The sequence below is a fragment of the Ectopseudomonas oleovorans genome (genome assembly GCF_003052605.1).
Classification (GTDB): Bacteria; Pseudomonadota; Gammaproteobacteria; order Pseudomonadales; family Pseudomonadaceae; genus Aquipseudomonas; species Aquipseudomonas oleovorans_A.
Genome location: NZ_QASO01000124.1, coordinates 32,863 through 54,662, shown reverse-complemented (window position 1 = coordinate 54,662; position 21,800 = coordinate 32,863). Strand labels below are relative to the sequence as shown.

Genomic DNA, 21,800 nt, shown 5'->3' with positions numbered 1-21,800 from the left:
CCTGCTTTTCGTAAGCGCCGGTTACAGGGCGATCTGCTCACCGGGTTCGGGAATGTTGGCGATCCAGTTCAGGCGTTCGCGCAGGGCGGCTTGCAGGGCCTGCATCTTCTCCAGCTCGCCGTGCACCAGGTACAGCTCGGGGTGGTGCTCGAACTGGCTCGCCCAGTCGATCAGCTGCGACTGACCGGCGTGCGCAGAAAAACCGCCCAGCGTGTGCACCCTGGCTTTCACCGCAATGCGCTGGTGCAGCACCTTGACCGTTTCCGCACCATCGACGATCAAACGACCCAGCGTGCCCTTGGCCTGGAAGCCGGGGAAGACCAGATGGCAGTTCTCGCGCCAGAGGTTGTGCTTGAAGTGATGAACGATACGCCCGCCATTGCACATGCCGGCACCGGCGATGATGATCGCGCCGCTCTTGATCCGGTTGATCGCCATGGACTCTTCCGCCGTTGGCGTGCAGCGCAGGATCGGTAGCCAGTCCTCTACCCGGGTGACACCCTTGGCAGCCAGTGCAGCGCGGTCTTCGGCGGCGAACTGATCATGGAAGCGGCTGTAGATGGCGTTGGCGCGGATGGCCATGGGACTGTCGAGGAACACGGCCTGCTGTGGCAGGCGGCCTTCCTGATAGAAGCGGCCTAGGTAATAGATAAGGTCCTGGGTGCGGCCGACGGCGAAGGAGGGGATCAGCACGTTGCCGCCTTCCTTGTGCGCCTGCTGCAGAATGTCGGCCAGCTCCTCCAGGGTTTCGTCACTGGGGCGATGATCACGGTCGCCGTAGGTCGACTCCATCAGCAGTACGTCGGCCTTGTTCAGTTGGGTCGGCGCCTGCATCAGTGGCGAGCAGGTATTGCCCAGGTCGCCGGAGAACACCAGATGACGCTGCAGGTGGTGATCCTGCACCTGCATTTCAACGATGGCCGAGCCGAGAATGTGGCCGGCATTGTGGAAGGTGGCCTGCACGCCCTTGGCAACCTCGACCGCTGTGCCGTAGGCATGCGCGCGGCGCTGGCTGAGCGCCTGCTCGGCATGGGCGATGGTGTAGAGCGGCGTGATCGCCGGCTTGCCCTGGCGTGCACGCCAGCGGTTTTCCCATTCGGCGTCCTTCTCCTGCAGGAAGGCCGAATCCAGCAGCATCAGCTCGAGCAGTTCGCAGCTGGCCTCGGTGGCGTGGATCGGGCCGCGATAACCCTCGGCGACCAGGCGCGGCAGCAGCCCGCTGTGATCGAGGTGGGCGTGGGAGATCACCACCGCATCCAGCTCCCGCGGGTCGAAGGGGAAGGCGCTGCGGTTCTGATCCTCCTCCTGGCGGCGCCCCTGGTGCATGCCGCACTCGAGCAGGACCTTGGCGCCGTCGCGACTCTCCACCAGGTAGCAGGAGCCGGTAACTTGTTGGATTGCACCGAGAAAAGTAAGCAGGGCCATGGTTCTGTCCTTGTTGTGATGATGTGGCGAGTCTGCCGGTTTGAAGCATCGCGTGGTTTGATGCAGGTCACTCGATGTAGGGCTCCGGGTGCCTAAACTGCAAGTGAATTTTCAGGAGATGACCCATGCCTCAGCTTTTGCCCGATGCCGCGACTCTGGCTCAACACGCCCAGCAATACCCCGACTTCGCCCACTGGCAGGCGGGCCACGGACCTGTTCAGCATAGCCCGCAGACCAGCGCTGCGGTCTTTCGTCTGGCCCATCAGCTGGTGCAAAGCGGCTTGCAGCCCGACTTGCCGAGCGTCTACCGCCTGTTTCGCGCCCTGGATTCGCTGACCGCAGCCGGCCTCTGGCTGGTGGTGCACATGACCTATGCCCAGCGCGTTCGACTCGATGGCCAGCCGCTGCAGGCCGAGGACTTCAAACCGGTGCCGGAAGGTCATACTGGTGGCGCGCTGAACATGGTGCCTGCCTACGCCGGTTACCTGGCACTCAATGCCCTGACCGCCGAGACACGTGGCTGGTTGATGGGGCAGGGCCATTGCGTGGCGGCAATCGAGGCGCTGAACCTGCTGACAGGCAACCAGCATCCCGAGCAGGCTGAGCGCTATACCTGTGATGAAGCGGGCATGAGCTGTCTGGCGGCAGACTTCTACAGCTACGCCCAGGCCGCGGATGGCAGCCCTGGCGTGCCGCTGGGCAGTCACGTCAACCCGCACACCGCCGGCGGTATCGCCGAAGGTGGGTACCTGGGTTTTGCCGAGCTGCAGTACGCCCATCTGCCATTGCCGGGCGAAAAACTGGTGGCGTTCCTCTCCGATGGCGCCGCCGAGGAGCAGCGCGGCAGCGACTGGATGCCGCGCTGGTGGCGTGCCGAGGATTGTGGTGTGGCGCTGCCGGTGATGATCGCCAACGGTCGGCGTATCGAGCAGCGTACCGAACTCGGCACGCTGGAGGGGCTGGAGGGTTTTCGCCGGCACCTGCGCGGCTGTGGTTTCGATCCGCTGAGCTTCGATGGGCGTGACCCGGCAGCCTTTGTCTGTGCGCTGTGGGAAATGGAGCAGCGCCTGGCGCATCGGGTAGATGAGCGCAATCGCGAACTGATCGACTATCCCCTGCCCATGCCCTACGGCATTGCCGAAACCACCAAGGGCTATGGCTTCTATGGCGCTGGCAGCAATGCCGCGCACAACCTGCCGCTACCGGCCAGCCCGGCGCTCGATGCGCACGCACGCGAACTGTTCAACCAGCATGCGGCGGCGTTGTGGGTACAGCCCCAGGCATTGGCCGAGGCCTGCAGCCTGTTTGCTGCCGGCAAGGGGCGTGAGCCTGAGCGAGACAATCCACTGGCCCGTCGTCAACCCGCGCAGCCGATACAGCCAGCGCTGCATTTTCACGACGCCGCCTGTTCGCCCATGAGTGCGCTGGATCGCTACTTTGTCGATCTGGTACGGGCCAATCCGCAGTTACGCCCCCGCGTCGGCAACCCGGACGAACTGGCCAGCAACCGCCTGGGTGGCGTGCTGAAGGCGCTCAAGCACCGTGTCAGCCAGCCGGAAAGCGAGCTGGAATCAGTGCATGGCGCGGTGATCACGGTGCTCAACGAGGAGGCCGTGGTTTCCGCCTGCCTGGCCAACCAGGGCGGTCTGAATCTGGTGGCCAGTTACGAGGCGTTCTGCGTGAAGATGCTCGGCGCGGTGCGTCAGAGCCTGATCTTCGCCCGCCAGCAGAAAGAGGTCGGGCGCCCGGCAGGCTGGCTGGGTTGGCCGCTGGTGGCGACTTCGCACACCTGGGAGAACGGCAAGAACCAGCAATCGCACCAGGACACCACCTTCTGTGAGGCGCTGCTGGGCGAGATGCACGATGTCGTGCGCGTGCTGCTGCCGGCCGACCACAATTCGCTGCTGGCGCTGCTGCCTGGCATCTATCAGGAGCGCGGCAGGTTGGCTTGCGTGGTGGTGGCCAAGCGCGAGCAGCCCTGCAGCTTCACGGCGGCGCAGGCGCAACAGCTGGCCCGTGATGGTGCCTTACTGGTGGCTGCCGAGGGCGAGGGTGAGCCGGTGCTGCTGATCGCCAGCGGCAGTTACCAGTTGCACGCGATGCGCCGTGCTGCCGTTCGTCTGAGTCAGCATGCGGTGGCCTGGCGTCTGATTTACTTGCAGGAGCCGGGACGTTTTCGGGGGCCGCGTGATGCCTGGGAAGCACCGGCGCTGGCTACGCCTGCAGAGCATGAAGCGTTGTTCCCCGCTGCGTACCGGCGGCGTGTATTGCTCAGCCATATGCGCCCGGAGGTGGCACGGGGGCATTTGTCCACGGTGCTGGGCGAGGGTGCGTTCTGTCGGGTACTGGGTTATCGCAACCGTGGCGGCACCTTCGACGAGGCCGGCATGCTGTTCGCCAATGGCTGTACCTGGGCGCATGTGCTGCAGAGTGTCGCCGAGGTGCTGGGCACAGCGGTCGATGCCTGGCTGACGGCCGAGGAACGGGCTGCACTGGCCGGCACGGGAGATCCCAACATCCTGCGCTGAATGATCGGGTTGGGGCAATTGCAAGGGAGGGGCAGGTATGCCCAGGCTGATTGTGGAACTCGAAACCGACCTCTATCGCATGCTGCAGGAGGCGGCACGGATCAACCAGTTGAGTCTGCAGGAGGAGTGCGTGCGTCGCCTCGAAGGGGGTGGGCGACGCTCACGCTACATGGAGGCCCTGCTCGCCGAGTTGCGCGCCGATGACGCCCAGCGCCGGGCACAGCGAGGCTGAGCCTGGCCAGTACTTACAGGCCGCAATCACCCTTGTCGAAGGTTTCGACGGTAACCGGACGGTTGCTGCGGTACTCGCTGAACTGATAACGCAGTTGCGCGCCCTGCGCCAGCAGGCTGCGATAACCCGGATTGCGGCAGACGCTGGCCGCCAGTTGGCTGCGCACCGTATCGGGGTTGCCGCGCATCTGCGCGGCATGCGCTTCGCGCACGCTGAGATGGTTAATTAGCGTGTGACCTTCCACGGTATAGCCCCGATCAAGAATGTCCTCGTTGATCGCCCGCGGCGTGCCTTCGCTGCTTTGCCGGGCGACCTGCTCCAGAGTGCGAGTCAGCTCCATCTCCTTTAGCGAGGCTGCCTGTGCAGTGGCAAGCATCAGGCTGAGCGCGAGGGCAGAAAGGATGTAACGCAGCATGTGATGTAACTCCTGAAAGCGTGGACAGCCTTGGACAGACCACTGTCGTGAATGTTCGCGGCGGTGGCCATTGACCTGTTGACGGCTGCAGTCTACTGGTTCTGGCCCGCCAGCGGTGCGGGCGAGGTGTTAGAATCCCACGCCCAATCGCCGTTGTGCCTTCCATGACTCATCCAGCCCCACATGCCGTCGCCCGCCTGCGCGCAGAGCGCCTGGCGCGCAGCCTCAAACCCTTCGTCGCCCGTGGTTCGCGCGCCGAGCGCTGCCCGCACTGCCGGGTGCAGCCGACCCATTGCCTGTGCGCCTGGCGCCCGCAGGTCGAGTCCAATGCCGCCATGTGCCTGGTGATGCATGACATTGAGGCGTTGAAGCCGAGCAATACCGGCTGGCTGATCGCTGATGTGGTGCCTGAAACCCACGCCTTCGGATGGACGCGCACTGCCGTCGACCCCGCGCTGCTGGAGTTGTTGGCCGATCCGCAGTGGCAGCCTTACCTGGTGTTTCCCGGTGAGTACGTGGCACCGCAGCGCGTGGTGGAGGAGGTGCGGCTTGCGCCCGGCAAGCGGCCGCTGTTCGTGTTGCTCGATGCCACCTGGACCGAGGCGCGCAAGATGTTTCGCAAGAGCCCGTATCTGGATGCGCTGCCAGTGCTGAGCCTGACGCCGGCGCAACTATCGCGCTATCGCCTGCGCCGCTCTACCCGTGGCGAGCACCTGTGCACCGCCGAGGTAGCTGCCATGTGCCTGGAGCTGGCTGGCGACCTGCGTGCCGGCGAGGCGCTGGACGATTATCTCGATGTGTTCAGCCAGCACTACCTGGCTGCCAAACGGCGTCTGCCGCTGGATCTCAACGACGCTCTGCACCAGCGTTTGCAGACGTACCCCTGAGTTCGCTGGGCAGTGGCTTGGGCCACAGCTGCGCCAGCAGCATGCCGCCAAACATCAGCGCACAACCCAGATAGCCGCGCGGCGCCAGCACTTCGCTCAACAACAGGGCGCCGGCGATGGCGGCGAACACGGCTTCCAGCGAGAGGATGATCGCCGCATGCGAGGCGATGGCATGCTGCTGCGCCACCACCTGCAGGGTGAAACCGATCGCCACGCCGAACACGCCGCCGTAGAGAATGGCCGGCCCGGCGGCAATGATGCCGTCCAGTGTCGCGCTCTCGAACACCAGCGCCAGGGCCAGACTGATCACCGCGCAGGTGGCGAACTGGATGAAGGCCAGGCGCAGCGGGTCGTGACGGCTGGCGAAGAATCCCACCAGCAACACATGCACGCCCCAGACGAAGGCACCAGCCAACTGCAGCCAGTCGCCGGAGGCTACGGTGAATCCTTCGCCGACGCTGAGCAGGAACATGCCGACCACTGCCAGGCTGGCGCCCAACCAGATGCCGGCGCTGCTGCGCTGGCCGATCAGCAAGCCGAGAATCGGTACCACGATCACGTACAACCCGGTGATGAAGCCTGAGTTGGTCACCGTGGTGAACAGCAGGCCGACCTGCTGCAGATTGATCCCCAACGACAGCGCCAGGCCCATGATCACGCCACCCGCCAGCAGGTTGCGATTCAGCGGTGCAGCGGGGCGCTGCTGGCGGCGTTGCAGCAAAGCCAGCACCGGCAACAGAACCAGGCAGGCGAGGGCGAAGCGCAGGCCGGTATAAAGGAAGGGGCCGATGTTATCCATGCCCAGACGCTGGGCGACGAAGGCGCTGCCCCAGATCATCGCGGTAATCAGCATCAACAGGTCAGCGCGCAGGGCTTGGCTTCGCATCAGGGCGTCTCGGCAGGAAAGCTGCGCATCGTGCCGCAAAGCATTGAGCTTGACCACCCCGCCACAGCTCGGCATGCTGAGCGCCGCCGTCGGTCCGAGTGGGGAGTCTGCGATGCTCAATGAGCAGGCTTGAGCGGGTCTACAGGCGAAAAGCACTGCCATACTCACCTCAGTGCCACTTATAACAAGAACAGGATCTGCCCATGGCCGCCTACGAAATCCTGATTGCCGACGATCACCCGCTGTTTCGCAGCGCGCTGCAACAAGCTCTGACCCTGGGCTTGGGACCTGAAGTGCGTCTGGTAGAAGCTGCCAGCATCGCCGAGCTTGAAGGCCACTTGGCTGAAAAAAGTGATTGGGACCTGGTCCTGCTCGACCTCAATATGCCCGGTGCCTACGGCTTTTCCGGTCTGGTACTGCTGCGTGGGCAGTACCCGCAGATCCCTGTGGTGATGATCTCCGCTCAGGAAGAGGCGTCCGTGGTCAACCGCTCCCGCGAGTTCGGCGCCAGTGGCTTCATCCCCAAATCCAGCCCGCTGGAAACCTTGCAGCAAGCGGTGCGACACGTACTCGATGGTGACACCTGGTGGCCGCCGCTGGCGGAAGAGGGGGCGCCGGTTTCCGATGAGGCCAAGGCCGCGAGTGCCGGCCTGGCGAGCCTCACGCCACAGCAGTTCCGGGTGCTGACCATGGTCTGCGAAGGGTTGCTGAACAAGCAGATCGCCTACGAGCTGGGCGTATCCGAAGCCACCGTCAAGGCGCATGTGACGGCGATCTTCCGTAAGCTGGGCGTGCGCACCCGCACTCAGGCGGCATTGCTGTTGCAGCAGATGGAATCGATCCCCGCTTAGCCAGACGTAACCTGCTGCGCCAGGGTCTACGCAAGCGCAGCTGCATGATCGGACTCAGCTTGTCCTCTCCTGTATAGGCTCTCCGACGGCGGATGCAGTAAGCTGCGCGCCTCTTTCGCAGGGGTAGGGCGCATGTCCGAATTCAAGGGCCAGACGGGCCTGAAACGCATCCTCAATGCAGCGGGCTATTCGCTCGATGGCTTGCGCGCCGCATTTCTCGGCGAGGCGGCGTTTCGTCAACTGGTGCTGCTCAATCTGCTGCTGATCCCCTCGGCTTTTGTGTTCGAGGTCAGTCGCGCCGAGCGGGCCTTGATGGTCGCGGTTTGTCTGCTGGCGCTGATCGTCGAACTGCTCAACTCGGCCATCGAGGCCGCCATCGACCGCATTTCCCTCGAGCGCCATCCGCTGTCGAAAAATGCCAAGGACATGGGCAGCGCTGCGCAATTGCTGGCGCTGGGCATGATCGCTTCGGTCTGGGCGGTCATCCTGCTTGGCTGAAGCTCAGACGATCGGCGGCAGGACGATCTGATCGCTGCGACTGACTCCGGCGGTCAGTGCGCGACACTGTTCGAGAAACTCGCGCATCGCTGCTGTCTGGTACTTCTGCTTGTGCCAGATGAAGTAGAACTGCCGGCGCAGGTCCAGCTCCGGAGTTTCCACTGGCATCAGGCTGCCGCGACGAAAAGCGTCGCGCAGCGCCAGGCGTGAGATGCAGCCGATGCCCAGGCCGGATTCCACGGCGCGCTTGATCGCCTCGGTATGTTCCAGCTCCAGGCGGATATTCAGGTTGCGCGGGTGATGCCGCATGGCCTGGTCGAAGGTCAGCCGCGTGCCCGAGCCCTGTTCACGCAGAATCCAGGCTTCGTGCGTCAGTTCTTCCAGGCTGGCGCTGCCACGCCCAGCCAGTGGGTGCTGTGGCGCACAGAACACCACCAGTTCGTCCTCGACCCAGGGCTGCACCTCGATATCCGGGTGCTGGCAGTCGCCTTCGATCAAGCCCAGGTCCAGCTCGTAGTGAGCGATCTGTTGCACCACATGAGCGGTGTTATGCACCTGCAGCTTCACCCGGCATTCAGGGTGGCGCTGCATGAAGCTGCCAATCAGCAGGGTGGCCAGATAGTTGCCCACGGTCAGGGTGGCGCCGACGTTCAGCGAGCCATAACCGCTCTTGCCCCCCAGCAGGCGTTCGATTTCGCGCGCCTGATCGATCAGCGCCACGGCCTCGGGCAAGAGCTGTCGGCCCAGGGCGTTGAGTGCCAGGCGTTTGCCGGCGCGATCAAACAACTGGCAGTCGGATTGGCGTTCCAGTTCGGTCAGCGAAGTGCTAGTCGCAGACTGCGACAATGCGAGCGATTGCGCGGCGCGCGAGACGCTTTCATGCTGCGCCACGGCGACGAACACCTGAAGTTGTCTGAGAGTAAATCGCATATCGATATAACCGATAACCTATATCTTGATAATCCACTTAACAGATATTGTTGCCGCGAATAGAATGCCGCGCAATCGCGCCTTTGGCGCTGAAGTTCTTCGAGGAAATCATCATGAGCAATATGAACGTCGAGCGCGTGCTCAGCGTCCACCACTGGAACGATACGCTGTTCAGCTTCAAGTGCACCCGCGACCCGGGTCTGCGCTTCGAGAATGGTCAGTTCGTGATGATCGGCCTGCAGCAGGACAATGGCCGCCCGCTGATGCGCGCCTACTCCATCGCCAGCCCGAACTGGGAAGAGCATCTGGAATTCTTCAGCATCAAGGTGCCGGACGGCCCGCTGACCTCGCAGCTGCAGCACCTGAAGGAAGGCGACGAGATCATCATCAGCAAGAAGCCCACCGGCACCCTGGTGCTCGATGACCTCAATCCGGGCAAGCACCTCTATCTGCTGTCCACTGGTACCGGCCTGGCGCCGTTCATGAGCGTGATTCAGGACCCGGAAACCTACGAGCGTTTCGAGAAGGTGATTCTGGTTCACGGCGTGCGTTATGTGAACGAAGTGGCCTATCGCGAGTTCATCACCGAGCACCTGCCGCGCAACGAGTTCTTTGGCGATGCGCTGAAAGAGAAGCTGATCTACTACCCCACCGTGACCCGTGAGCCGTTCGAGAACCAGGGCCGCCTGACCGACCTGATGCGCAGCGGCAAGCTGTTCGCCGACATCGGCCTGCCGCCGATCAATCCGCAGGACGACCGCGCCATGATCTGCGGTAGCCCGAGCATGCTCGACGAGACCAGCGCAGTGCTCGACAGCTTCGGTCTGAAGATATCTCCGCGTATGCGTGAGCCGGGGGACTACCTGATCGAGCGCGCCTTCGTGGAAAAATAAGCGCCACCGTTCAACGACAAAGCCGCCCGATGGGTAATGCCAGTCAGTTAAGCCGTTGCACTCGATCTTTGTAGGAGCCGGCTTGCCGGCGATCCGCCATAAAAAGCATCGCCAGCAAGCTGGCTCCTACGAAAAACGCCCCTCTACTGCAAGTAGGAGGGGGTGGTGACGAACTTATCTGATCAGCATTAGCCCGATGGGCGGCTTTGTCGTTCATGGCGCTCTCGTAGCCCGTAGCCCGCTCTCGTAGCCCATATACGGATGCAATCCGGGGAGGGTGTGTTGCAATCCCCCGGATTGCATCGGGGCTACGGCTACATCGGGGGCTTACAGACGCTTGGCGTCGATGATCAGCACTGGCTCGCGCGGTACGTTCTGGTGCATGCCGCGGTTGCCGGTGGGTACCTGGGCGATCTTGTCCACCACGTCCATGCCACGGGTGACCTTGCCGAACACGGCGTAACCGAAGTCACGCGAGCTGTGGTCGAGGAAAGCGTTGTCCTTGTGGTTGATGAAGAACTGGCTGGTGGCCGAGTCGCGTACCTGGGTGCGAGCCATGGCCAGGGTGCCACGGACGTTGTGCAGGCCATTGTCGGCCTCGTTCTTGATCGGCGCGTTGGTGTCCTTCTGGCGCATGTCGGCATCGAAACCACCGCCTTGGACCATGAAGCCAGGAATCACCCGGTGGAACTGGGTGCCGTTGTAGAAGCCACTGTCGACGTACTTGAGGAAGTTCTGTGTGCTGATCGGCGCCTTGTCGGCGGCCAGCTCCACTTCCACTTCGCCGAGGCTGGTGGTCAGCAACACCTTGGGGTTTTCCGCGGCGAGCAGACTGGTCGACAGCAGCAGGGCGCCGGTGGCGAGAACGAGTTGCTTGAGCATGATGGTCAGTTTTCCTTGTTGGCAGTTTCGCCGAGAAAGGCGAGCAGGGCGTTATTAAAGCGTTCCGGTTGATCCAGTGGTGTGGCGTGGCGCGAATTTTCGATCACCAGCAGGCGCGCGTTGGGCATTTCTGCCACGTACTCGCGCTTGCGTTCAACGGGCGTGTAGTCGCGGTCGGCGCTGATCACCAGGGTAGGACAGGTGATGCGATCAAGGCGTTCCCGCACGCCCCAGCCGATGATCGCGTCGAGGCTGGCGAGGTAGGCGCGCTTGTCGTTTTGCGGCCAGCGTTCTTCGATCTTGCGCCGCAATTCGGCCTGCTCGGGCTTGGGGAACAGCAACTTGCCCAGCGCCTTGGCGATGGTGTCCAGGCTGAGCAGGCGCGACAGCGTCCAACGCTTGCCAATTTCCAGCCAGTCCCGCGCACTCTTGGCCTTCACCTCCGGGCCGCTGTTGACGATGGTCAGGCTGCGCAACAGCTCAGGACGGTCGACGCCAAGCTGGAAGCCGATCATGCCACCCATGGAGATGCCCACCAGGTGCACCGGTGGCAATTGCAGGTGTTCGATCAGGGCGGCGACATCCTCGGCGAAGTCGGCGATGCGATAAGCTTCGCGCGGCTTGTCCGAGCGGCCGTGGCCGCGCACGTCCAGTGCCAGAACCCGGTAATGCTGGGCAAGCACGGGAATCTGGTATTCCCAGTCGCGCGTGCTCGAACCCAGGCCATGCACCAGCAGCAGCGGCGCGCCGTGGCCGTAGTCCTCGTAATGCAGCTGGCAGCCGTCGTTGTCGAAATAGGGCATGGCGGGACTCTCAGTTGGTCGACTGCGGTGCGGCGAAGGGCGCGTCCAGAGGGGCGGCATCGAAGTTCTTGATCAGCTCGATGAGAATCTGCGTGGCCGGGCCGAGCACGCGCTCCTTGTTGCTGTAGAGAAAGAAGCGCGGTTTGCGGATAGCACCCTGAGTCAGGGGCAGAGGTTTCAGCAGACCATCCTGCAGTTCACGCACGATCAGGTGGCGCGGCAGCCAGGCGAAGCCCAGGCCGCTGCTGACGAAGGTGCGTGCGGTCGGCAGGCTACCTACCGTCCAGCGCTGCTCCGCGCCCAGCCAGCCGGCGTCGCGCGGCTGCAGTCGGCCACTGTCGCGGGTGACCACCTGCATCTGGCCTTCCAGATCCTGGAAGCTCAGCTCGCGTTGCAGGCGGTGCAGTGGGTGTTCCGGGTTGGCGACGGCGACGAATTCCACTTCACCCAGTTCAATGCCGAGGTGGCCAGTGATGTTCAGCGCGCTGATGGCCAGGTCGGCGGTGCCTTCGAGCAGCACTTCCTCGACCCCGGACAGCACCTCCTCGCGCAGGCGCACACGGCAGCCGCGGCTCTGCGGCATGAAGGCGGTCAGGGCGCGGACGAGGTTGGCGGTGGGATAGGCAGCGTCCACCACCAGGCGCACCTCGGCTTCCCAGCCCTGTTCCATGTGGTGAGCCAGATCTTCCAGCTGGCTGGCCTGCTTGACCAGTTGCCGCGAGCGGCGCAGCAGCACGTCGCCGGCCTCGGTGAGCACGGCCTTGCGCCCGTCGATGCGCAGCAGCGGTACGCCGAGCTGTTCCTGCATGCGCGCCACGGTATAGCTGACCGAGGATTGCGAGCGGTGCAGTACGTCGGCAGCCTGGGCGAAGCCGCCCTGATCCACCACGGCCTGCAGCGTGCGCCATTGATCCAGGGTTACACGAGGAGCTTTCATCACATCATCCTGCTTGAGTCGGCTGTTATCGCCGACGATCTCCACCTACACTGGCGATCCCATGTTGGAGAGCACCAATGAAAAAAATAATCTGCTTGCTGTTCGCCTTTCTACCGCTGGCCGCCCATGCCTATCCCATCGAGGTGGAAAAACAGTTCAACGGCGCCGAGGTCTCCGCGACCACTCAGGAAATCGACCACAACATGGCGGCGCTGATGCTCTACAACTATGGCCAGAGCGAGGCTGAGTGCAGCGCGGTGTTCCGCAATGGCCCCGAAGCGCCACGTACCCGGCGTACCGTGTTGGCGCCTGGCGCCAGCAACAACATGGCGGTCAAGTTCACCCGTAGCGTGATTCGCCTGCGGATCAACCTGACCTGCAACCTGAAGTGATGAAAGCCTAGATGCGATGGCTCGATAAATCAATTTAGTCGATATATGTAAGCGGATATTTGCGCTTTTTAATCGAAAGTCGTATCTCTACTCTGTGTTCCATCGACTCGTAACCCCCTCGATGGAGCCTCTGACATGTCCCGTATTCTCGTAATCGAAAGCAGCGCCCGCCAGCAAGGTTCGGTCTCCCGCGAACTGACCCAGCAATTCATCGCCAACTGGCAGGCTGCGCACCCGGCTGATCAGGTCCAGGTGCGTGATCTGGCGGCCGAGCCGGTACCGCATCTCGACGCCATGCTGCTGGGTGGCTGGATGACTCCGAGCGAGCAGCAGAACGATGCCGAGAAGGCTGCCCTGGCCCGCTCCAATCAACTCACCGATGAGTTGCTGGCTGCCGATGTGCTGGTGCTGGCTGCGCCGATGTACAACTTCGCCATCCCCAGTACCCTCAAGGCCTGGCTGGATCACGTGCTGCGCGCCGGCGTCACCTTCAAGTACACCGAAACCGGCCCGCAGGGGCTGCTGACCGGCAAGCGCGCTTTCGTGCTGACCGCGCGAGGCGGCATCTACGCCGGTAGCGCGCTGGATCATCAGGAGCCCTACCTGCGCCAGGCACTGGCCTTCATCGGTATCCATGACGTGCAGTTCATCCATGCCGAAGGCCTGAACCTGGGCGCCGAGTTCAGCGAAAAAGGCCTGGCCCAGGCCAAGGCCAAGCTGGCTGAAGTGGCCTGATGCCGAACCGACTCTCCTGAGCGCCCGCTAGTGGGCGTGCTATGCCGGTCGCTTTGTGATGAAGTGGCCGGCTTTTTTATCTGGCTGGACAGCAGAGCCCGGCGCATGGATTGTCCGGCGCAGGGGAACGCGCTAAGGTCGCCGCCTTCCTTGGGAGGTGGCTGTGCGATATCTGCTGATAGTGACCCTGTTGTGGGCGTTTTCCTTCAGCCTGATCGGTGAGTATCTGGCCGGTCGGGTCGACAGCTATTTTGCGGTGCTGACGCGCATCGTCATTGCCGGCTTGCTGTTCGTGCCGCTGACCCGTTGGCGCGGTCATGCTCCGGCGTTCGTGCGCGGCATGCTGCTGATCGGCGCCCTGCAGTTCGGCATCACCTACGTCTGCCTGTATCTGAGCTTCTCGGTGCTCACGGTGCCGGAGGTGCTGCTATTCACCATCCTCACGCCGCTGCATGTGACGCTGATCGAGGATGTCCTCAATCGTCGATTCAACCCCTGGGCGCTGGTCGCTGCTCTGGTCGCGGTGCTGGGCGCCGGGATCATCCGCTACGACGGTATCAGCAGCGGCTTTTTGCTCGGTTTCCTGTTGCTGCAGGTGGCCAACTTCACTTTCGCCGCCGGGCAGGTGCTGTACAAGCATCTGCTGCTCAAACACCCCTCCACCGAGCCACAATACAAGCGCTTTGGTTTCTTCTACCTGGGCGCGCTGTTGATCGCGCTGCCGGCCTTCCTGCTGCTGGGCAACGGCGAGCGACTGCCGAGCACCGCACTGCAGTGGAGTGTGCTGGTCTGGCTTGGTGTGGCGGCGTCCGGATTGGGACTGTACTGGTGGAACAAAGGCGCCAGCCTGGTCGATGGCGGCACCCTGGCAGTGATGAACAATGCACTGGTGCCTGCCGGCTTGCTGGTCAATCTGCTGATCTGGAATCACGACGCTGACCTGCTGCGCCTGGCCCTGGGCGGTGTGGTGATCGCCGCTTCGCTACCGCTGGTCAATCTGGGGCGCACGCGTCGTACGCCTGCCGAGGTGCACTGATGCAACTGTCCGGGCGGGGTGTGGCGCTATCGGTTGGCGCTTCGATGCTGTTTGCCCTGCTGCCGGGCTATGTGCAGTGGCTGACGCCGCTCGATGGCGTGCAGATATTCGCTCAGCGCGTGCTCTGGTCGATTCCCCTGGTCTTGCTGTTGGTACTGCTGGCGCGGCAGACCAGCTTGCTGCGCGAGAGCTTCGTGCGTCTGCGTCGCGAGCCGCTGTTGTTGGCAGCCTGCCCGCTGGCAGCGGCGCTGATCGGCGTGCAGTGGGGGCTGTTTCTCTGGGCACCATTGGCCGGGCACATGCTGGAAGTGTCCATGGGCTACTTCCTGCTGCCGTTGGCGATGGTGCTGACCGGCCGACTGTTCTACGGCGAGCGCCTGCGCCCGCTGCAGCAGTTGGCGGTGACCTGCGCCATGCTCGGCGTGCTGCACGAGTTGTGGCGTACCCAGGCGTTTTCCTGGCTGACGCTGATCACCGCGCTGGGTTACCCGCCTTATTTCATGCTGCGCCGCTGGATGCGCCTGGATGCGTTGTCCGGTTTCGTGCTGGAGATGCTGGTGCTGGCACCGTTGGCGATCTGGCTGATCGTCGCGTACGGGCCGGTGGGGGCGTTCAGCGATCGTCCCTTGCTGTGGCTGCTGGTACCTGTGATGGCGTTGATCGGCACCCTGGCGTTCGCCGCTTACATGGCATCGAGCCGGTTGTTGCCGCTGGGGCTGTTCGGCATTCTCAGTTATGTCGAGCCGGTGCTGTTGTTCGCCGTGGCGCTGCTGGTGCTGGGCGAGCGCTTCGACAGCGGGCAATGGCTGACCTATCTGCCGATCTGGGGAGCTGTGCTGCTGGTTGGCTGGGACAGCGCTCGGCTGCTGCGCAAGCAGCAGCGCGAGAGCATCAGGCCACGTTGATACGCGGCGCGGGGATCTGCGTGCGCACATTGGCCTGCTTCTGCACTCGATAGTGCACCTGCAGGGTGCCGCTGTTGAAGCGGCGTTGGTCGCTCAGGGTCAGGCTGCGTTCCATGCCCGTGGCCAGAAGAGGGATGCCAGCGCCGAGCAGGTGCGGCACTAGGTTGATCACCACCTCGTCGATCAGCCCGGCGGTGTAGCAGTTACCCGCCAGCAGGCTGCCACCGACCAGCCAGATACGCTGGAAGCCGGCTTCGTTCAATGCCGCCACGGCTTGAGCAGGCGTGCAGTGGGTCAGCTGGATTTCGTCAGCCGCGCGCGGCAGGGCGAGGCGAGTCAGCACCACGCAGGGTTTGCAGGGGTAGGGCCATGGGCCGCCGCGCTTGAGGAGGGCCTCGTAAGTGCCTCGGCCCATCAGCAGTGCGTTGATGCCGGAGTAAAAGTACTGAAAGGCATATTCTTCATCGGCCTGGCGTAGTGAGTCGAACCAGTCGATGCGCCCATCGGGGCGAGCGATGTAGCCATCGAGGCTCGAAGTGACGTGATAGATCAGTGACGGGTTCATCATTGCACCTCGGGCGGGCCATCTGAAAATTGGAGTGGCGCCGCCGAGACAAGTTCGTCGTGCGCCGTACCGCTTGTCGGATGGCTGCGCGATAGTCTCTCAGTCGAGAACGTTACGCAGTATTTCGTAGACGATCCCGGTTGCGATGGCGACCAGCACCACGTCACGGCCGATTTGCTTCCATTCGTAGCCCTCGTAATAGGGCAGGCGCGAGATCAGGCGGCTGTCGAAGTTCTTGGCGATACCCGGTGGCAGCGGCTTGCCGCGGGCCAGGTTCTTGGCGATGCCTGGTGGCAGGGAGGAGGTCGGGCCGATCAACTGGCGATTGTCGCCGAGGATGATGCGCACCCTTCCAACATCCACGGTCGGGCCGCGCAGATCGATCTGGACGCCATCATGCTGGCCCGGTTTGCCTTTGCCGGGAGGCGGGTTGGCAAGCACTGGCGATGCAGCCAACAGGATGCACAGGCCGATACTGAGAGTGGTCTGGGGTTTGATGGGCATGGGGCAGCGCTCTCGGGTAGTGATGCAGATTGGATATCCAGCGCGCGCTCTCGGTTCCGGCCCGCTCCTGCCGGATAGCGACTCCAGACAGCCGTCCGTCGTCGCCTGAATGCGAGTTTCCTGCAAAGAAATTCGGCCCCGACGGCGGAAACCGTTAGGCTATGCATCGTTTTGTCGATTTCTTTGAGGTAGTGCCCCCGTGTTTGCCCAATTCGCCCTGCATGAACGCCTGCTCAAAGCCGTGGCCGAGCTTAATTTCGTCGAGCCGACTCCGGTGCAGGCGGCAGCGATTCCGCCTGCGCTGGAGGGCAAGGACTTGCGGGTGATCGCCCAGACCGGCAGTGGCAAGACCGCCGCTTTCGTCCTGCCGCTGCTCAATCGGCTGCTCGGCGATGGCAACTCCAAGCAGCGCCTCAGCATTCGTGCGCTGATTCTGCTGCCGACCCGTGAGCTGGCGCAGCAGACGCTCAAGGAAGTCGAGCGCTTCGCCCAGTTCACCTTCCTCAAGGCCGGTCTGGTTACCGGTGGTGAGGACTTCAAGGTGCAGGCCGCGATGATGCGCAAGATCGACATTCTGATCGGTACGCCGGGCCGGCTGATCGAGCATGCCAACGCCGGTAATCTGCCGCTGGATGAGGTCGAGGTGCTGGTGTTCGATGAAGCCGACCGCATGCTCGACATGGGCTTTGCCGAGGACGCCCAGCGCCTGGCCGAGGCCTGTGGCCCACACCAGACCCTGCTGTTTTCCGCCACCACCGGCGGCAATGGCCTGCGCGAGATGGTCGCCAAGGTGCTCAAGGAGCCGCAGCACCTGATGCTCAACAGCGTCAGCCAGCTCAATGAAGGTACCCGTCAGCAGATCATCACGGCTGACCACAACTACCACAAGGAACAGCTGGTTGACTGGCTGCTGGCCAATGAAACCTATGACAAGGCCATCGTCTTCACCAACACCCGGGTACAGGCCGACCGTCTCTACGGCAAATTGGTCGCCGCCGGGGTCAAGACCTTCGTGCTGCATGGCGAGAAGGACCAGAAGGACCGCAAGCTGGCCATCGACCGCCTGCGCCAGGGCGCGGTCAAGGTGCTGGTGGCCACCGATGTGGCCGCGCGTGGCCTGGATGTGGAAGGGCTGGATCTGGTGATCAACTTCGACATGCCGCGTTCCGGCGACGAATACGTGCACCGTATCGGTCGTACCGGTCGTGCCGGTGGCGAAGGCCTGGCGGTATCGCTGATCTGTCACACCGACTGGAACCTGATGTCGAGCATCGAGCGCTACCTCAAGCAGCGTTTCGAGCGGCGTACCATCAAGGAACTCAAGGGCGTGTACCAGGGGCCGAAGAACCTCAAGGCGTCCGGCAAGGCCGCTGGCAGCAAGAAGAAAAAGACCGAGAAGAAAGATCCGAAGAAAGCCACCGCCTCCAAGCGCAAGACCGGTCCGCGTCCTGCTGGCAAGCCTTCTGTGCTGGTCAGTGCCGATGGCAGCGCGCCGCTCAAGCGCAAGAAGCCGGCGGCGGAGTAAGGCTGCGACCTCACTCTACTCCACCCCGACGAAACCACCGGTCTGATGCTGCCACAGGCGCGCATACAGACCGCCGTGGGCGATCAGCTCGGCGTGGGTGCCGGTTTCGATGACCTGCCCCTGGTCGATCACCACCAGGCGATCCATCCGTGCGATGGTCGACAGGCGGTGGGCGATGGCGATCACCGTCTTGCCTTCCATCAGGCTGTCCAGGCTTTCCTGAATGGCCGCCTCCACTTCCGAGTCCAGTGCTGAGGTGGCTTCGTCCAGCACCAGGATCGGCGCGTCCTTGAGCAGCACGCGGGCGATGGCAATGCGCTGACGCTGACCACCGGACAGCTTCACGCCGCGTTCACCGACCTGAGCATCCATGCCGCGTCCGCCCTGGCTGTCATCGAGGGTGGGGATGAAGGCATCGGCGCGGGCCTTGCGTACTGCTTGCCAGAGCTCGTCGTCGCTGGCACCGGGTTTGCCGTAGCGCAGGTTGTCACGGATCGAACGGTGCAGCAGGGCGGTGTCCTGGGTCACCACGCCGATGTTGGCGCGCAGGCTTTCCTGAGTCACCGTGGCGATGTCCTGATCGTCGATCAGGATGCGTCCGCTTTCCAGGTCGTACAGGCGCAGCAGCAGGTTGACCAGGGTCGACTTGCCGGCGCCGGAAGGGCCGACCAGGCCGATTTTCTCGCCGGGTGCAATGGCGATGTCCAGGCCGCTGATCACGCCGCCCTTCTTGCCGTAGTGGAAGTGGATGTCCTCGAAACGCACGCCGCCCTGCGTTACCTGCAGCGGTTTGGCATTTGCGCGGTCGAGCACCTGGCGGGGCTGAACGATGCTCTGCATGCCGTCCTGCACGGTGCCGACGTTCTCGAAGATGCCGTTGACCACCCACATGATCCATTCGGCCATGTTGTTGATGCGGATCACCAGGCCCAGCGCCAGGGCGATGGCGCCGGTGGTGATCAGCGACTGGCTCCACAGCCACAGGGCCAGCGCACCGGTACCGACGATCAGTACGCCGTTGAGGCAGGTGATGAGAAAATCCAGGGCAGTGATGGTGCGTGACTGCAGGCGGAACTTGTCGAGCAGGTCCTGCATGGCTTCGCGGGCGTAGCTTTCCTCTTCCTGCGAGTGGGCGAACAGCTTGAGCGTGGCGATGTTGCTGTAGCCATCGACGACCCGGCCCATAACTTTCGAGCGCGCCGAGGAAGCGGCAGCCGAGCGCGCCTTGATGCGCGGCACGAAGTACCAGAGCGCCGCGCTGTAGCCGACTATCCACAACGACAGCGGCACCACCAGGCGCAGATCGGCGGCGGCGAACAGGTACAGCGCGCTGCCGGCATAGACCACCACATGCCACAGCGCGTCGATCACCTGCATGGCCGAGTCGCGTAGCGAAGGGCCGGTCTGCATCACGCGCTGGGCGATGCGGCCGGCGAAGTCGTTCTGGAAGAAGCTCAGGCTCTGCTTGAGCACGTAGCGGTGGTTCTGCCAGCGAATCAGGTTGGTCAGGCCCGGATTGACCGCCTGGTGCGTGAGCAGGTTGTGCAGGCCGAACACCAGGGGGCGGATGATCAGCGCCACCAGCAGCATCCACAGCAGCTCGTTCTGGTGCTCGCTGAAGAAGCTGCTGGCATCCGTGCTGGCCTGGGCCATGTCGATCAACTGGCCGAGGAAGCTGAACAGCGCGACCTCGATCAGGGCGGCGAAGAAGCCGATGATCAGCACTGCCAGCATCAGCGGCCACACCTGTTTCAGGTAGTGGCCATAGAAGCGCAGCATGCCGGTTGGCGGGGCGACGTCGGGGCTTGGTTTGAAGACGTCGATCAGGGATTCGAAGCGGCGAAACAGCATTGCAGGCGTCCTGCCTCAATAGGAGTGGACGCCGATAGTAACGCTGTCAGTGCGAGCGAGTCTCAGTTAAAAGCGGTTTCTGCAACTCGCTGGCCCAGGCCAGCAGTGGAACCTCCAGCTGCGGTTGCCAGATGCGCTTGAACAGCAGGGCCAGATGTTCGGCTTCGCCGCGTTCGAAGGGCAGGCGGTCGATGCGCTCGTGCACCTGCCATTGGCCGTCCTGCAGGTGGGCGAAGTCGAAGCGGAAGGGGTGAAAACCGGTCATGCCCAGGCGCAGATCGGTGACGATCAAACGCTCACCCACCTGGTCGTAGCGCAGCACGCCGCCGCTGAACCACTCCAGCCGCTGATGCATGGGCGAGTCCGTCAGTTGCTCGCGCAGGTGTGTGCCGCGCGGCAGGCGTTGCAGTTGCGGCGGCTTATTATCGAACCAGCCGACCAGGGCTTCGTGGTAGTCCTCGCCATCGAGCACGATGACGCGCCATAGCAGGGTGTTGAATGGCGTCGGCGTAGTGAACAGCTGTTCGGCCTGGATGCCCTGGCGCGCCAGCTCGCGCTCCACGCGCTGCTCGGCCATGAATTTGCCGGCGAGGCTGAAGCCGATGTACAGCGTCGATACGGCCAGCGCCACGGCCGGTACGCGCCAACTCTGCTCGCGCAGGCCGGTGAACAGGCAGGTCACCACCGCTGCGATCAGTGGCACGGTATACATCGGGTCGATGATGAACAGGCTGGACCAGGCCGTGGGTGTCGGCATCAGCGGCCAAAACAGCTGGGTACCGTAGCTGGTGAAGGCATCCAGCAAGGGATGGGTGATCAGCACCAGCCACAGCGTTAGCAGCAGGCGATTGGCCGAGTAACCGGGGTGAGGGCGAAAGCGCCTGGCCAGCCAGGTCAGCAGCAGGGCAAAGCCGCTGAGAACGAACAGCGAGTGGCTGAAACCGCGATGGTAGGTCATGTTGGCCACGGCATCGCCGTATTCCATGACCACGTCCAGATCGGGAGCGGTGGCGAGCATCGCGCCGTAGAGCAGCGCCTTGCGCCCCTGCCAGCGACCGAGCAGCGCGCCCTGGATGCTGGCGCCGAGTACCGCCTGGGTTATGGAGTCCATCGAGTGCTTCCGAAAAAAGACAGGCCGCTACGTTAGCCGAGGTGACCGGCGAATGCCGTGGGGAAATTTCAAGCAAAGATTACAGCTGCGGCGGGTATTCTGATGCCATGCCTTTCAAGAAATCATGGCCATGCTGATCGTCTCCAACAGTGTTCACCTTCCCGATGATGAAATCGAACTGACCGCCATCCGCGCCCAGGGCGCCGGTGGGCAGAACGTCAACAAGGTGTCCAGCGCCGTGCACCTGCGTTTCGACAGCCAGGCCTCATCGTTGCCGCCCTTTTACAAGGAGCGCCTGCTGACGCTTGCCGACAGTCGTATCACCGCCGACGGGGTGGTGATCATCAAGGCGCAGCAGTACCGCACTCAGGAGCAGAATCGCGCCGATGCCCTGGAGCGCCTTGCCGAGTTGATCCGCAGCGCCGGCAAGGTGGAAAAGCAACGCCGCCCGACCAAACCGACCCTGGGCTCGAAGAAGCGTCGCCTGGACGGCAAGAGCAAGCGCGGCGCGATCAAGGCGGGGCGGGGCAAGGTGGATTTTTAGCCGCGCGCTGCCAGATAAGCCTGGTAGTCGGGAATACGGTACTCGTGCTGCTGTTCCAGCAGGCTGCTGCTGAGCATGTAGTCGGCGCTGCTCTCGTTGCAGGCTACCGGGATGTTCCATACCGCCGCCACGCGCAGTAGGGCCTTGATATCTGGGTCGTGTGGCTGTGGCTCGAAGGGGTCCCAGAAGAACACCAGCATGTCCACGCGCTGTTCGGCGATGCGCGCGCCGATCTGCTGGTCGCCGCCCAGCGGGCCGCTGATCATGCTTTCCACCGGTAAATCCAGACGCTTGCTCAAAAGCAGGCCGGTGGTGCCAGTGGCCACCAGTTCATGGCGAGCCAGCTTGTCGCGCTGACGTTCGCACCAGTCCAGCAGGAAGCCTTTGCAGTGGTCGTGCGCCACCAGGGCGATGCGCTTGCGCGCCGGCAATTGGGCATGAGTGAAGCTGATACGGCTCATCGAG

24 protein-coding genes are annotated in these 21,800 nt (G+C 63.3%); 12 read left to right on the top strand and 12 right to left on the bottom strand.

The window, feature by feature from the left end; genetic code table 11:
- Positions 1 to 21: 21 nt before the first annotated feature.
- The gene (locus DBO86_RS21720) at positions 22 to 1,425 is read right to left on the bottom strand and encodes an MBL fold metallo-hydrolase RNA specificity domain-containing protein (RefSeq protein ID WP_108234806.1); all 1,404 of its coding nucleotides are present in this window, start codon (positions 1,423 to 1,425) and stop codon (positions 22 to 24) included.
- A 125-nt stretch (positions 1,426 to 1,550) separates the two neighbouring features.
- Between DBO86_RS21720 and DBO86_RS21715 the strand changes: the two genes are divergently transcribed.
- Positions 1,551 to 3,953 (top strand): phosphoketolase family protein, encoded by a 2,403-nt coding sequence (locus DBO86_RS21715; protein ID WP_108234805.1) that lies wholly within the window; start codon positions 1,551 to 1,553, stop codon positions 3,951 to 3,953.
- 37 nt (positions 3,954 to 3,990) lie between these two features.
- Positions 3,991 to 4,185, top strand: coding sequence for a hypothetical protein (locus DBO86_RS21710; RefSeq protein WP_004423499.1), 195 nt, complete (start codon positions 3,991 to 3,993; stop codon positions 4,183 to 4,185).
- 13 nt (positions 4,186 to 4,198) lie between these two features.
- Here DBO86_RS21710 and DBO86_RS21705 read toward each other — a convergent pair whose 3' ends face one another.
- Positions 4,199 to 4,600, bottom strand: coding sequence for a quorum-sensing-regulated virulence factor family protein (locus DBO86_RS21705; RefSeq protein WP_084340618.1), 402 nt, complete (start codon positions 4,598 to 4,600; stop codon positions 4,199 to 4,201).
- 164 nt (positions 4,601 to 4,764) lie between these two features.
- Between DBO86_RS21705 and DBO86_RS21700 the strand changes: the two genes are divergently transcribed.
- The gene (locus DBO86_RS21700) at positions 4,765 to 5,487 is read left to right on the top strand and encodes a tRNA-uridine aminocarboxypropyltransferase (protein WP_084340617.1); all 723 of its coding nucleotides are present in this window, start codon (positions 4,765 to 4,767) and stop codon (positions 5,485 to 5,487) included.
- On the opposite strand, the gene DBO86_RS21695 is transcribed toward DBO86_RS21700, so the two are convergent.
- Complete coding sequence (locus DBO86_RS21695) at positions 5,447 to 6,373, bottom strand: DMT family transporter (protein ID WP_108234857.1); 927 nt, start codon at positions 6,371 to 6,373, stop codon at positions 5,447 to 5,449. The genes DBO86_RS21700 and DBO86_RS21695 overlap by 41 nt on opposite strands.
- Before the next feature lie 203 nt (positions 6,374 to 6,576).
- Between DBO86_RS21695 and erdR the strand changes: the two genes are divergently transcribed.
- A complete protein-coding gene (gene erdR / locus DBO86_RS21690; RefSeq protein ID WP_108234804.1) occupies positions 6,577 to 7,224 on the top strand; it encodes a response regulator transcription factor ErdR in 648 nt (215 codons plus the stop codon).
- A gap of 132 nt (positions 7,225 to 7,356) precedes the next feature.
- Entirely contained in the window at positions 7,357 to 7,722 is a 366-nt protein-coding gene (locus tag DBO86_RS21685; protein WP_108234803.1) for a diacylglycerol kinase, read from the top strand.
- 3 nt (positions 7,723 to 7,725) lie between these two features.
- On the opposite strand, the gene DBO86_RS21680 is transcribed toward DBO86_RS21685, so the two are convergent.
- A complete protein-coding gene (locus DBO86_RS21680) occupies positions 7,726 to 8,652 on the bottom strand; it encodes a LysR family transcriptional regulator (RefSeq protein WP_104727731.1) in 927 nt (308 codons plus the stop codon).
- A gap of 113 nt (positions 8,653 to 8,765) precedes the next feature.
- Between DBO86_RS21680 and fpr the strand changes: the two genes are divergently transcribed.
- A complete protein-coding gene (gene fpr / locus DBO86_RS21675; RefSeq protein WP_003241717.1) occupies positions 8,766 to 9,545 on the top strand; it encodes a ferredoxin-NADP reductase in 780 nt (259 codons plus the stop codon).
- A 327-nt stretch (positions 9,546 to 9,872) separates the two neighbouring features.
- Here fpr and DBO86_RS21670 read toward each other — a convergent pair whose 3' ends face one another.
- From DBO86_RS21670 to DBO86_RS21660, 3 genes are read right to left on the bottom strand one after another with little or no spacing between them, the layout of a single operon-like run.
- Positions 9,873 to 10,427, bottom strand: coding sequence for a peptidylprolyl isomerase (locus DBO86_RS21670; protein ID WP_108234802.1), 555 nt, complete (start codon positions 10,425 to 10,427; stop codon positions 9,873 to 9,875).
- Positions 10,428 to 10,432: 5 nt separating this feature from the next.
- A complete protein-coding gene (locus DBO86_RS21665) occupies positions 10,433 to 11,230 on the bottom strand; it encodes an alpha/beta fold hydrolase (protein ID WP_108234801.1) in 798 nt (265 codons plus the stop codon).
- A gap of 10 nt (positions 11,231 to 11,240) precedes the next feature.
- Complete coding sequence (locus DBO86_RS21660; RefSeq protein ID WP_017677935.1) at positions 11,241 to 12,167, bottom strand: LysR family transcriptional regulator; 927 nt, start codon at positions 12,165 to 12,167, stop codon at positions 11,241 to 11,243.
- A gap of 77 nt (positions 12,168 to 12,244) precedes the next feature.
- On the opposite strand from DBO86_RS21660, the gene DBO86_RS21655 reads away from it, so the two are divergent.
- The 4 genes from DBO86_RS21655 (at position 12,245) to rarD (ending at position 15,235) form a co-directional block, all read left to right on the top strand.
- Positions 12,245 to 12,559, top strand: coding sequence for a 3-phosphoglycerate kinase (locus tag DBO86_RS21655; protein ID WP_108234800.1), 315 nt, complete (start codon positions 12,245 to 12,247; stop codon positions 12,557 to 12,559).
- A gap of 135 nt (positions 12,560 to 12,694) precedes the next feature.
- Positions 12,695 to 13,294 carry an FMN-dependent NADH-azoreductase gene (locus tag DBO86_RS21650; RefSeq protein ID WP_108234799.1) on the top strand — a complete coding sequence of 200 codons (600 nt, stop codon included), beginning with the start codon at positions 12,695 to 12,697 and terminating at the stop codon, positions 13,292 to 13,294.
- A gap of 163 nt (positions 13,295 to 13,457) precedes the next feature.
- Positions 13,458 to 14,330 carry a carboxylate/amino acid/amine transporter gene (locus DBO86_RS21645; protein WP_108234798.1) on the top strand — a complete coding sequence of 291 codons (873 nt, stop codon included), beginning with the start codon at positions 13,458 to 13,460 and terminating at the stop codon, positions 14,328 to 14,330.
- Positions 14,330 to 15,235: an EamA family transporter RarD gene (rarD, locus tag DBO86_RS21640; protein ID WP_108234797.1), complete on the top strand. Its 906-nt coding sequence runs from the start codon at positions 14,330 to 14,332 to the stop codon at positions 15,233 to 15,235. Before DBO86_RS21645 ends, rarD begins: the two co-directional genes overlap by 1 nt.
- On the opposite strand, the gene DBO86_RS21635 is transcribed toward rarD, so the two are convergent.
- The gene (locus DBO86_RS21635; RefSeq protein WP_108234856.1) at positions 15,222 to 15,800 is read right to left on the bottom strand and encodes a dihydrofolate reductase family protein; all 579 of its coding nucleotides are present in this window, start codon (positions 15,798 to 15,800) and stop codon (positions 15,222 to 15,224) included. The two genes, rarD and DBO86_RS21635, sit on opposite strands and share 14 nt — an antisense overlap.
- A 99-nt stretch (positions 15,801 to 15,899) precedes the next feature.
- On the bottom strand, positions 15,900 to 16,304 hold the full coding sequence (locus DBO86_RS21630) for an anti-virulence regulator CigR family protein (RefSeq protein ID WP_021488368.1): 405 nt from the start codon (positions 16,302 to 16,304) through the stop codon (positions 15,900 to 15,902).
- Between the two features lie 199 nt (positions 16,305 to 16,503).
- Here DBO86_RS21630 and DBO86_RS21625 point away from each other — a divergent pair, with 199 nt between their 5' ends.
- Positions 16,504 to 17,829: a DEAD/DEAH box helicase gene (locus DBO86_RS21625; protein ID WP_108234796.1), complete on the top strand. Its 1,326-nt coding sequence runs from the start codon at positions 16,504 to 16,506 to the stop codon at positions 17,827 to 17,829.
- Between the two features lie 15 nt (positions 17,830 to 17,844).
- Here DBO86_RS21625 and DBO86_RS21620 read toward each other — a convergent pair whose 3' ends face one another.
- Together DBO86_RS21620 and DBO86_RS21615 are read right to left on the bottom strand one after the other, a co-directional pair.
- The gene (locus DBO86_RS21620; protein ID WP_108234795.1) at positions 17,845 to 19,680 is read right to left on the bottom strand and encodes an ABC transporter ATP-binding protein; all 1,836 of its coding nucleotides are present in this window, start codon (positions 19,678 to 19,680) and stop codon (positions 17,845 to 17,847) included.
- A 46-nt stretch (positions 19,681 to 19,726) separates the two neighbouring features.
- Entirely contained in the window at positions 19,727 to 20,791 is a 1,065-nt protein-coding gene (locus tag DBO86_RS21615) for a metal-dependent hydrolase (RefSeq protein ID WP_108234794.1), read from the bottom strand.
- Between the two features lie 130 nt (positions 20,792 to 20,921).
- Here DBO86_RS21615 and arfB point away from each other — a divergent pair, with 130 nt between their 5' ends.
- Positions 20,922 to 21,335, top strand: a complete 414-nt coding sequence (gene arfB / locus DBO86_RS21610) for an alternative ribosome rescue aminoacyl-tRNA hydrolase ArfB (RefSeq protein ID WP_074859981.1) — start codon at positions 20,922 to 20,924, stop codon at positions 21,333 to 21,335.
- Here the strand turns inward: arfB and DBO86_RS21605 are convergent.
- A complete protein-coding gene (locus tag DBO86_RS21605; protein WP_017677924.1) occupies positions 21,332 to 21,796 on the bottom strand; it encodes a methylglyoxal synthase in 465 nt (154 codons plus the stop codon). The genes arfB and DBO86_RS21605 overlap by 4 nt on opposite strands.
- Positions 21,797 to 21,800: the final 4 nt, after the last annotated feature.

Coding starts and splice junctions, on each gene's coding strand:
- DBO86_RS21615 (WP_108234794.1), bottom strand. CDS start 20,791: ATGGACTCCATAACCCAGGCGGTACTCGGCGCCAGCATCCAGGGCGCG.
- DBO86_RS21665 (WP_108234801.1), bottom strand. CDS start 11,230: ATGCCCTATTTCGACAACGACGGCTGCCAGCTGCATTACGAGGACTAC.
- DBO86_RS21715 (WP_108234805.1), top strand. CDS start 1,551: ATGCCTCAGCTTTTGCCCGATGCCGCGACTCTGGCTCAACACGCCCAG.
- DBO86_RS21630 (WP_021488368.1), bottom strand. CDS start 16,304: ATGCCCATCAAACCCCAGACCACTCTCAGTATCGGCCTGTGCATCCTG.
- DBO86_RS21650 (WP_108234799.1), top strand. CDS start 12,695: ATGTCCCGTATTCTCGTAATCGAAAGCAGCGCCCGCCAGCAAGGTTCG.
- DBO86_RS21635 (WP_108234856.1), bottom strand. CDS start 15,800: ATGAACCCGTCACTGATCTATCACGTCACTTCGAGCCTCGATGGCTAC.
- DBO86_RS21720 (WP_108234806.1), bottom strand. CDS start 1,425: ATGGCCCTGCTTACTTTTCTCGGTGCAATCCAACAAGTTACCGGCTCC.
- DBO86_RS21660 (WP_017677935.1), bottom strand. CDS start 12,167: ATGAAAGCTCCTCGTGTAACCCTGGATCAATGGCGCACGCTGCAGGCC.
- DBO86_RS21680 (WP_104727731.1), bottom strand. CDS start 8,652: ATGCGATTTACTCTCAGACAACTTCAGGTGTTCGTCGCCGTGGCGCAG.
- DBO86_RS21670 (WP_108234802.1), bottom strand. CDS start 10,427: ATGCTCAAGCAACTCGTTCTCGCCACCGGCGCCCTGCTGCTGTCGACC.
- rarD (WP_108234797.1), top strand. CDS start 14,330: ATGCAACTGTCCGGGCGGGGTGTGGCGCTATCGGTTGGCGCTTCGATG.
- DBO86_RS21605 (WP_017677924.1), bottom strand. CDS start 21,796: ATGAGCCGTATCAGCTTCACTCATGCCCAATTGCCGGCGCGCAAGCGC.
- DBO86_RS21710 (WP_004423499.1), top strand. CDS start 3,991: ATGCCCAGGCTGATTGTGGAACTCGAAACCGACCTCTATCGCATGCTG.
- DBO86_RS21620 (WP_108234795.1), bottom strand. CDS start 19,680: ATGCTGTTTCGCCGCTTCGAATCCCTGATCGACGTCTTCAAACCAAGC.
- erdR (WP_108234804.1), top strand. CDS start 6,577: ATGGCCGCCTACGAAATCCTGATTGCCGACGATCACCCGCTGTTTCGC.
- DBO86_RS21695 (WP_108234857.1), bottom strand. CDS start 6,373: ATGCGAAGCCAAGCCCTGCGCGCTGACCTGTTGATGCTGATTACCGCG.
- fpr (WP_003241717.1), top strand. CDS start 8,766: ATGAGCAATATGAACGTCGAGCGCGTGCTCAGCGTCCACCACTGGAAC.
- arfB (WP_074859981.1), top strand. CDS start 20,922: ATGCTGATCGTCTCCAACAGTGTTCACCTTCCCGATGATGAAATCGAA.
- DBO86_RS21655 (WP_108234800.1), top strand. CDS start 12,245: ATGAAAAAAATAATCTGCTTGCTGTTCGCCTTTCTACCGCTGGCCGCC.
- DBO86_RS21700 (WP_084340617.1), top strand. CDS start 4,765: ATGACTCATCCAGCCCCACATGCCGTCGCCCGCCTGCGCGCAGAGCGC.
- DBO86_RS21705 (WP_084340618.1), bottom strand. CDS start 4,600: ATGCTGCGTTACATCCTTTCTGCCCTCGCGCTCAGCCTGATGCTTGCC.
- DBO86_RS21685 (WP_108234803.1), top strand. CDS start 7,357: ATGTCCGAATTCAAGGGCCAGACGGGCCTGAAACGCATCCTCAATGCA.